This is a genomic window from Variovorax sp. P1_H2 (assembly GCF_056405295.1).
The window spans coordinates 26,160-32,997 of the sequence record NZ_JBFUCJ010000086.1; the positions used below are offsets into that span (position 1 = coordinate 26,160).

At 65.1% G+C, this 6,838-nt stretch carries 10 protein-coding genes; 6 read left to right on the forward strand and 4 right to left on the reverse strand.

Annotated elements, in window-relative coordinates:
• Positions 1–6 precede the first annotated feature (6 nt).
• From AC1D2E_RS24820 to AC1D2E_RS24830, 3 genes are read left to right on the forward strand one after another with little or no spacing between them, the layout of a single operon-like run.
• The gene (locus AC1D2E_RS24820; protein WP_478199875.1) at positions 7–1,275 is read left to right on the forward strand and encodes an acetate/propionate family kinase; all 1,269 of its coding nucleotides are present in this window, start codon (positions 7–9) and stop codon (positions 1,273–1,275) included.
• On the forward strand, positions 1,256–1,582 hold the full coding sequence (locus AC1D2E_RS24825; RefSeq protein WP_478199868.1) for a hypothetical protein: 327 nt from the start codon (positions 1,256–1,258) through the stop codon (positions 1,580–1,582). The genes AC1D2E_RS24820 and AC1D2E_RS24825 overlap by 20 nt, the downstream gene beginning before the upstream one ends.
• Positions 1,583–1,603: 21 nt before the next feature.
• Positions 1,604–2,050, forward strand: a complete 447-nt coding sequence (locus AC1D2E_RS24830; protein ID WP_478199869.1) for a hypothetical protein — start codon at positions 1,604–1,606, stop codon at positions 2,048–2,050.
• Here the strand turns inward: AC1D2E_RS24830 and AC1D2E_RS24835 are convergent.
• Together AC1D2E_RS24835 and AC1D2E_RS24840 are read right to left on the reverse strand one after the other, a co-directional pair.
• Positions 2,047–2,331, reverse strand: a complete 285-nt coding sequence (locus tag AC1D2E_RS24835; protein WP_478199870.1) for a hypothetical protein — start codon at positions 2,329–2,331, stop codon at positions 2,047–2,049. The genes AC1D2E_RS24830 and AC1D2E_RS24835 overlap by 4 nt on opposite strands.
• 35 nt (positions 2,332–2,366) lie before the next feature.
• Complete coding sequence (locus AC1D2E_RS24840; protein WP_478199871.1) at positions 2,367–2,759, reverse strand: PRC-barrel domain-containing protein; 393 nt, start codon at positions 2,757–2,759, stop codon at positions 2,367–2,369.
• 246 nt (positions 2,760–3,005) lie between these two features.
• Here AC1D2E_RS24840 and AC1D2E_RS24845 point away from each other — a divergent pair, with 246 nt between their 5' ends.
• The 3 genes from AC1D2E_RS24845 (at position 3,006) to AC1D2E_RS24855 (ending at position 6,105) form a co-directional block, all read left to right on the forward strand.
• The gene (locus AC1D2E_RS24845; RefSeq protein ID WP_478199872.1) at positions 3,006–4,448 is read left to right on the forward strand and encodes a patatin-like phospholipase family protein; all 1,443 of its coding nucleotides are present in this window, start codon (positions 3,006–3,008) and stop codon (positions 4,446–4,448) included.
• A 13-nt stretch (positions 4,449–4,461) separates the two neighbouring features.
• The gene (locus AC1D2E_RS24850) at positions 4,462–4,914 is read left to right on the forward strand and encodes an MgtC/SapB family protein (RefSeq protein ID WP_478199873.1); all 453 of its coding nucleotides are present in this window, start codon (positions 4,462–4,464) and stop codon (positions 4,912–4,914) included.
• 84 nt (positions 4,915–4,998) lie between these two features.
• The gene (locus AC1D2E_RS24855) at positions 4,999–6,105 is read left to right on the forward strand and encodes an AraC family transcriptional regulator (protein ID WP_478199876.1); all 1,107 of its coding nucleotides are present in this window, start codon (positions 4,999–5,001) and stop codon (positions 6,103–6,105) included.
• Between the two features lie 89 nt (positions 6,106–6,194).
• On the opposite strand, the gene AC1D2E_RS24860 is transcribed toward AC1D2E_RS24855, so the two are convergent.
• A complete protein-coding gene (locus AC1D2E_RS24860) occupies positions 6,195–6,692 on the reverse strand; it encodes a LysR family transcriptional regulator (RefSeq protein WP_478199877.1) in 498 nt (165 codons plus the stop codon).
• Positions 6,653–6,838: IS3 family transposase (locus tag AC1D2E_RS24865; protein ID WP_478199874.1), on the reverse strand; the 186-nt coding region annotated here is incomplete at its 5' end. The genes AC1D2E_RS24865 and AC1D2E_RS24860, both read right to left, overlap by 40 nt.

Consider the following 6,838-nt stretch of genomic DNA (forward strand, 5'->3'; position numbering starts at 1 on the left):
GAACCGATGCCCGGCTCCGCGTTGGCGGGCGATCCCATCCTGGTCCTGAACTGCGGCTCTTCGAGCATCAAGTTCGCCCTTTTCGACACCGGCGCCACGCCGCTGCCGCGACGCCCGCTCTGGGTCGGCCGAGTCGAAGGCATCGGCGGCACGCAGGCGCACCTGATCGACGCGGACGGCGCGTCCGTGGCCCTGGAACTCGACCCCGAGCGGCCCTACCACGCCGCCCTGCAGCACGTCCGCGCCTGCATCGAACGGCGCACGGGTGGCCGCCCGCCTGCCGCCGTGGTTCACCGGGTCGTGCATGGCGGAAGCAAGTACACGGCTCCGGTGCGCCTGGACCGCGTGGTGCTGGAAGAACTGCGCAGCTTCATCCCCCTCGCGCCGCTGCACCAGCCCTACGCCCTTGAAGCGATCGAGGTGCTGCTGGGCGCGGTGCCACATCTGCCGCAGGTGGCCTGCTTCGACACGGCCTTCCACCGGACGTTGCCGCAAGTGGAGCAGATGCTGCCGCTGCCTCATGCCTTGTGGGAACGCGGGGTGCGCCGCTACGGCTTCCACGGCCTGTCCTACGAGTACCTGGCCATCGCCCTGGCCGAACGCCATGGAACCGCGGCGCGCGGGCGCACGATCGTGGCGCATCTCGGCAGCGGCGCCAGCCTCTGCGCGATGGAGGGGCTGAGCAGCGTCGCCACCACCATGGGCTTTTCCGCGCTGGATGGATTGATGATGGGCACGCGCTGCGGGGCGATGGACCCCGGCGTGCTGCTGCACCTGCTTCAGGTCGACAAGATGGGTGTGCAGGAGCTCGAACAACTGCTGTACCGCGAGTCCGGACTGCTCGGTGTCTCGGGGCTGTCGCCGAGCCCGCAGGTCCTGCTGGCGGCCGAAGACACGAATCCCCGGGCGCGCATGGCGCTGGACCTCTACGTTCGGCGCATCGTGCGCGAGATCGGCGCCCTGACAGCGGTGCTCGGCGGGCTCGACCTGCTCGCGTTCACCGCCGGCGTCGGCGAGCACAGCGCGGTGCTGCGCGAGCGCATCTGCCGCGGGCTTCACTGGCTGGGGGTGGAGCTGGAGGAGGGCGCCAACCGCGCCCACGCAGCCACGATCTCCAGCGGGCGCGGCCGGGTGCGCGTGGCGGTGGAGCCCACCAACGAGGAATGGGTCGCGGCTTTCCACGCCCTCGACGTGCTGCGCGAAGGCGTTTCTCCCATCGGCGGGCGCACCCCCCTTTTTTTACGGAGGCAAGACCATGAACATGAGGCTGGATGACTATCGCGTCGCTGCGAATCTCGAGGACATCGATCGCGAAATCGCGCGGATGGCGCTGCTGTGCGGGGCCAAGCTGCTCCAGTCGGGCGTGATCGAGCGCGTCTTGAAGCGCGATGCGTCGGTATGCGGGACCGACAATCCGATCGCGTTCGGCAAGCTGCACGACATGCTGGTCCTGCACTTCGCGGTGCGCGAGAAGTCGGCCGAGGTCCGGGGCCAGATCCCGACCGCCGCGATCGAGTCGTACGTGGTCGAGCGCCTGCGCAAGCGTTTCCCAGACCTCGCGGCGGACTGGCGGCGTGCTTGAGTTGCGGTCACGGGCGACCCCATGATGGACATCAGCGTCGGTGCCCTCGCAGGCGTGCTGGGGTCGGTGGCCGGCAGCTCGGCCACGATCGCGATCGCGTGGATCACCCAGAAGACGCACGGCCGGCGCGAACTGATCGGGATGGAGATCCGCAAGCATGAAGCCCTCTACGGTGAATTCATCGCCGAGTGCGGCAAGCTCCTTGTGGATGCGTTGACGCATACGCTCGAGCAGCCGGAGACGCTCCTGCCGGCGTACGCGCTGCTCAATCGCATCCGGCTCACCGCCTCGGCCGAGGTGCTCGCCGAGGCCGAGCGCCTGTTGCGGCGCATCGCGGACCAGTACTTCGCCGCCAACCTGACGACGAAAGACGTGGGTCGCATTGCGCATTCGGAGGACCCCGACCCGCTGAAGGTTTTCGGCGAGGCGTGCCGCAGGGAGCTCGAGGCAATCCGCGCCGGACTCTAGGTGGGGCCGGGGCCGCTACACGTGATCCCGTCCCGCTCGACGTGCGCGTGCACGCTCGGAAGGTCCAGCTCGCGACCGATCATCGCCCGCGCGTACAGGTAGTTGTTGCGCGTTCGCTCGCTCATGCCATCCATGTCGACGCTACCTTGCGGGTCGCAGGCGAACGCGAACGCCTGGCCATTGCGTAGTAGGGACCGAAACAGCAGGATGAAGGAGTCCGGCTCCGCTTGCGACGCGGCTGCGGCCGCCCCGCTGAAGGAAGAAGAGAGCGCCTGGCGCATGGTGAAACCTCCGGTCGTGAGCGGCGGCGCCGTGATCAGCGCGTGTACTCGAAGGCCGGCATGGCCTTGATCGCCTCGCGCGTGGCGCCACGCAGCACCGGGCGGTCCCCTGAAACGTTGAACAGACCCACCGGGATCGCGACGTCGTGCCTGCGCACGCCGAGGAAACCGCCGGCGCCCACGATGGCGTAGGAGACGGACGCGTTCGGCGCGACGATGACGTCGGTGATGCGACCCACGGTTTCGCCGTTCTCGTTGACGACCTCTCGGCCGAGGATCTGCTTCTTGGCGCTCAATCCGTTGGCGATTTCCCGCACTTCCATGACGCCGACGCTGAGCAGCGTAGAACCTGCAACCTGCGCCTGGGCGCTTGCTGCGCCTGTCATGAGGACGAGTGCCGCCAGCGCGCCTGTGAATGTGTTTCTCATATCTTTTCTCCTGAATGACGTGGAAGGTGGAAGGGCTACGGCGCCGGATTCGCCCGGGTTGAGCCGATGCCAGAAGCGTAGGCCGTGCCTCTTGCGAAGTCGTGGATGAATCGTCTGACTTCGGTCCGGATTCGGTGTGCGCATGTCTGACGAAAAAGGCACCGAAACGCGACCGTAACGACACGACTTCGCGCGGCCAAGGCCCTATCTTCTGGCCTGCGGACACAAGCCGCACAAGGAAGCTCGATGAATCTGTTTGTCCCAAATGTGGCGCGCCGGCTCGCGCGCAACGCATCGGTCTGCGCCCTGGGCCTGCTGCTCGGCGCATGCTCCACGGTGCGTCCCTGGACCAACGAGCCGATCACGTCGGATGCGACGATCCAGCCGATGGTGCGTCCGGTGGTCGCCGTCGACGGGCAGGTCACAGGACACCCGGTGATCGCGGCGCTCACTCTTTCCGGTGGCGGCGCGCGCGCGGCGGCGTTCGGGTTGGGCGTGCTGCGAGAACTCAAGGCCACGCGCTTCGAGACGCAACGCGGCGAGACCACGCTGCTGGACGAAGTGGGGCTGGTCAGTGCGGTCTCCGGCGGCAGCATTCTCGCGGCCTACTACGCGGCTTTCGGGGATGAGGTGTTCACCCGCTTCGAACACGATTTCCTGCTGGTGAATTTCCAGTCGGGGCTGATCCGCCAGGCCCTGTCTCCGGTCTCGACGTACCAGCTCACTTCCCCTTGGTGGGGCCGCACCCAGGTCCTCGCCAGTCGGCTCGAGACCGTGTTCCGCGGCACGACCTTCGGCGACCTGCGCCAGCGCCGTCCCTGGCCGCGTCTGCTGGTCACGGCCACCGATCTCACCACCGGAGTGCCCTTCGAGTTCACGCCGGAGCAGTTCGGGCTGATTTGCTCCGACCTCGAGTCCGTGCCCCTGTCCTTCGCCGTGGCGGCGTCTTCCGCTGTGCCCCTCCTGCTGAGCCCGGTGACGGTGCGCAACTATGCCGATACCTGCACGCAGGCCCAGGGGCTGGAGACGGCCATGGCACCCGAACGGAACCTCTCGGCCCGCGTCCTGCACCGGATCGCGCAGAGCTACCGGAACGCGAAGGAGCGTCCGTTCATCCATCTTGTCGACGGGGGAGTGGCGGACAACCTCGGAGTGCGCGGCCTCATGGATCACACCATCGCCAGCGGCTCACTGCTGGACACGTTCCGGACCATGCCGCCGGGTTCGGTGCACAAGATCGTGCTCGTGACCGTGAACTCCGAGCGCGGGCTCGCCACGGCCATCGACGATTCCGACCGCGTGCCCGGCGCGAGCCAGGTGGTGCAGACGTTGGTTTTCGGGGCTGGCTCCCGCTTTAGCGGGGAGACCACGGAGATGGTGAAGGACGCAATGCAGCGCCTCGAAGGGGAACTGCGCGAAGCAAGAGGCCGCGCGGGCAGCCCGTTCGCCGCGGACGCGGAAGTCTATCTAATCAACGCGAGCCTGAGCGACCTCAAGAACTCGGGCAAGCGGAGACTGCTGATGGACGTCCCCACGGCCTTCGAAATTCTCCCTGCGCACGCTCACGACCTGCAGGCGGCGGGCCGGCAGGTGTTGCGCGAGAACCCGGAATTCCAGCGCCTGCGGCGCAGCTTGGGCGCGCAGTCGATGGCCACGGGTCCCGCGCCGTCGGGCGCGGAAGAGCCATGAGGACGGTTGCGCCATGTCCTCGCTGAATAACCTGCAGGTTTACTGGTCCGGCAGCTTCATCGAAGCCAATGCGCTGATCGGCGTGAACCTGCTGGGCGCGCTCCTGCTGGGAATGCTGATGGGCTACGAGCGCTCGTACAGCGGCCGTGCCTCCGGGATGCGCACCTATGGGCTCGTGTGCATGGCGTCGACGGCGCTGACCGTCTTCGTGGGTTATGCGCCGCTCTGGTACGGCGGCGCGGCCGCACAAGTGGCGCCGGATGCGACGCGCATCGTGCAGGGCGTCGTCACCGGCGTGGGCCTTGTCTGCGCCGGGGTCATCGTCAAGGACGGACTCAACGTCAGAGGGCTGACCACGGCCGCTTCCATCTGGGCGGCGTCCGCCGTCGGCGTGCTGTTAGGGGTCGGCTTGTATGCGGCGGCCCTGGTGATGACCGTGCTGTGCTTGCTCGCGCGACAAGTCTGAACGGCCGGACGGCAACGACGCAGCAATGCCGGGCGGTGTGGGCCAAAGCAAGGCAGTTGATTTGTGATGAGTATCAAGACAGAAATGGTCATTCCGTTCGTCCATCCGCTTTACGTTCGAAGCATCTTGGACTGCCTCCACAGTCGCGGCGTTTCGCCGTCGGACGTGCTTGCAAACGTAGGCTTGACTTGGCAGGACCTTAGCGAAGGGGCGCCCTTGGTGAACTTCTCTGTCTTCCGTCGATTTGTGGCGCGTGTCATTCAGTGCAGCGGCGAGCCTGCATTGGGTCTGATCGCAGGGTCAATGCTCCAGCCCTATCACAGCCCGGTGGGAATCGCGGCTGTGACAAGCGATAGCCTAGGACAAGGGCTCCGGTTCGCAATACAACACGCCAGACTGATCTTCCGGAGCATGGACTTCCAGCTAGAGAACGGCCCTCGATGGAGCACCCTCAAGGTCAGACCGATTCGCCCTTTGTGCGAGACGCAAGTCTTCGTCCTGCAGTCTATTCTCGGCGCGTACCTTCGTCTGATTGAGGCAATTCTGGGGCGACCTGTCGACGAACTCACGGTAGGGTTGCCCTATGCTCGTCCCCCGGGCTCAGATGTACCGTATTTTCGCTACGCCCGAAGAGTGGAGTTCGGTCAGCAGTGTCTGACGTTTCAATTGCCAGTCAACTTGCTTTGTTCACCCTCCACCGCGGCCGATGCAAAAGCATTCCTGGTAGCGGCGCAGGCTTGTCGAAAGATGGAGTCCGAACTCAAACAAGTCGAGTTCATTCAGCGCGTCCGGCAGGCACTTCAGGAACGACTGTCAGCCAATCCCGAGTTGAGTGAGCTGGCATCGGATCTTGGCGTCTCTGCGCGGACACTCGTGCGAAGGCTCATGGAGTCGGGTCTCACCTACTCGGACATCAAGGACGACTTGCGCAAGTCGCATGCCGCCTGGTACCTGCAGCACACCGAACTGTCCATGAGCGTCATCGCATCACAGCTTGGATACCACGATCCAACCAACTTCAGCCGCAAGTTCAAGGACTGGTACCGCATGCCTCCGAGCAAGATGCGACATACCCTTCGAAAAGGCATCGACATGAAGCTGGGCAAGAATGAGGTACGCTCTAGTCCTGAGTTGCTCAGGGCCAGCGGAACGCCGAAGCCGTCCGTCTCCGAAGCTTTCTCCACCCTGTAGAACTCGAGGAAGACATTGTCAGGTTCGTGATTGGGGAAGACAGGACCAGCGATTGGTTCGATTCGTCGATGACGCGGTGAAATCGAAGGCTATGCCGCCGCGCCGATGCGACCGGCGTCTTGTTGCCGCCCACCGCGGCCACCGCCAACTCGGTGTTGACGGCTGTCAAGCGCGCGCAGCGACTTCCGCTCCGCGGCGCCCATGCTGTGCGGCTTGGGCCCGGATCTGACTGCGAGACCCCGAGGCCCGACGTTGGCGCCGTCGACGTAGCCGATCGTTTCGCTCACGCGCGAAAGCAGCTCGACGCAACGCTCTCTCATGTCGATGCCGCGCTGAGTAAGCAGAACCTTGCGGGTGGTGCGCTGGAGCAAAGGCGTCTCCAACATCGCTTCAAGTCGCGCGATGCTTCTGCTCACGCTTGACTTGTGGATCTRCAATGCATCAGCTGCCAAAGAGAAGCTGGTTAGCGAAGCGACATACGCAAAGATGCGGAGATCGTTGAGATCGATGACCTTGCCCCTGTTGCCCGCACTCCATAGGCTGCCGATTATGCGGACTTCCTGTCTTGCTGCTGGGCCGCGATCCAGCGTTGCTCAAACATCATGGGACTGACATAGCCCAGCGTCGAGTGCAATCTCCTATGGTTGTAGAACGCCAACCAATCGACCACTTCGTCCATCGCCTCGCGCCGCGTTGCAAAGCGCCTTCCGTACAGCCTGCCGACCTTCAGGCG

Coding starts and splice junctions, on each gene's coding strand:
- AC1D2E_RS24820 (WP_478199875.1), top strand. CDS start 7: ATGCCCGGCTCCGCGTTGGCGGGCGATCCCATCCTGGTCCTGAACTGC.
- AC1D2E_RS24825 (WP_478199868.1), top strand. CDS start 1,256: ATGAACATGAGGCTGGATGACTATCGCGTCGCTGCGAATCTCGAGGAC.
- AC1D2E_RS24830 (WP_478199869.1), top strand. CDS start 1,604: ATGATGGACATCAGCGTCGGTGCCCTCGCAGGCGTGCTGGGGTCGGTG.
- AC1D2E_RS24835 (WP_478199870.1), bottom strand. CDS start 2,331: ATGCGCCAGGCGCTCTCTTCTTCCTTCAGCGGGGCGGCCGCAGCCGCG.
- AC1D2E_RS24840 (WP_478199871.1), bottom strand. CDS start 2,759: ATGAGAAACACATTCACAGGCGCGCTGGCGGCACTCGTCCTCATGACA.
- AC1D2E_RS24845 (WP_478199872.1), top strand. CDS start 3,006: ATGAATCTGTTTGTCCCAAATGTGGCGCGCCGGCTCGCGCGCAACGCA.
- AC1D2E_RS24850 (WP_478199873.1), top strand. CDS start 4,462: ATGTCCTCGCTGAATAACCTGCAGGTTTACTGGTCCGGCAGCTTCATC.
- AC1D2E_RS24855 (WP_478199876.1), top strand. CDS start 4,999: ATGGTCATTCCGTTCGTCCATCCGCTTTACGTTCGAAGCATCTTGGAC.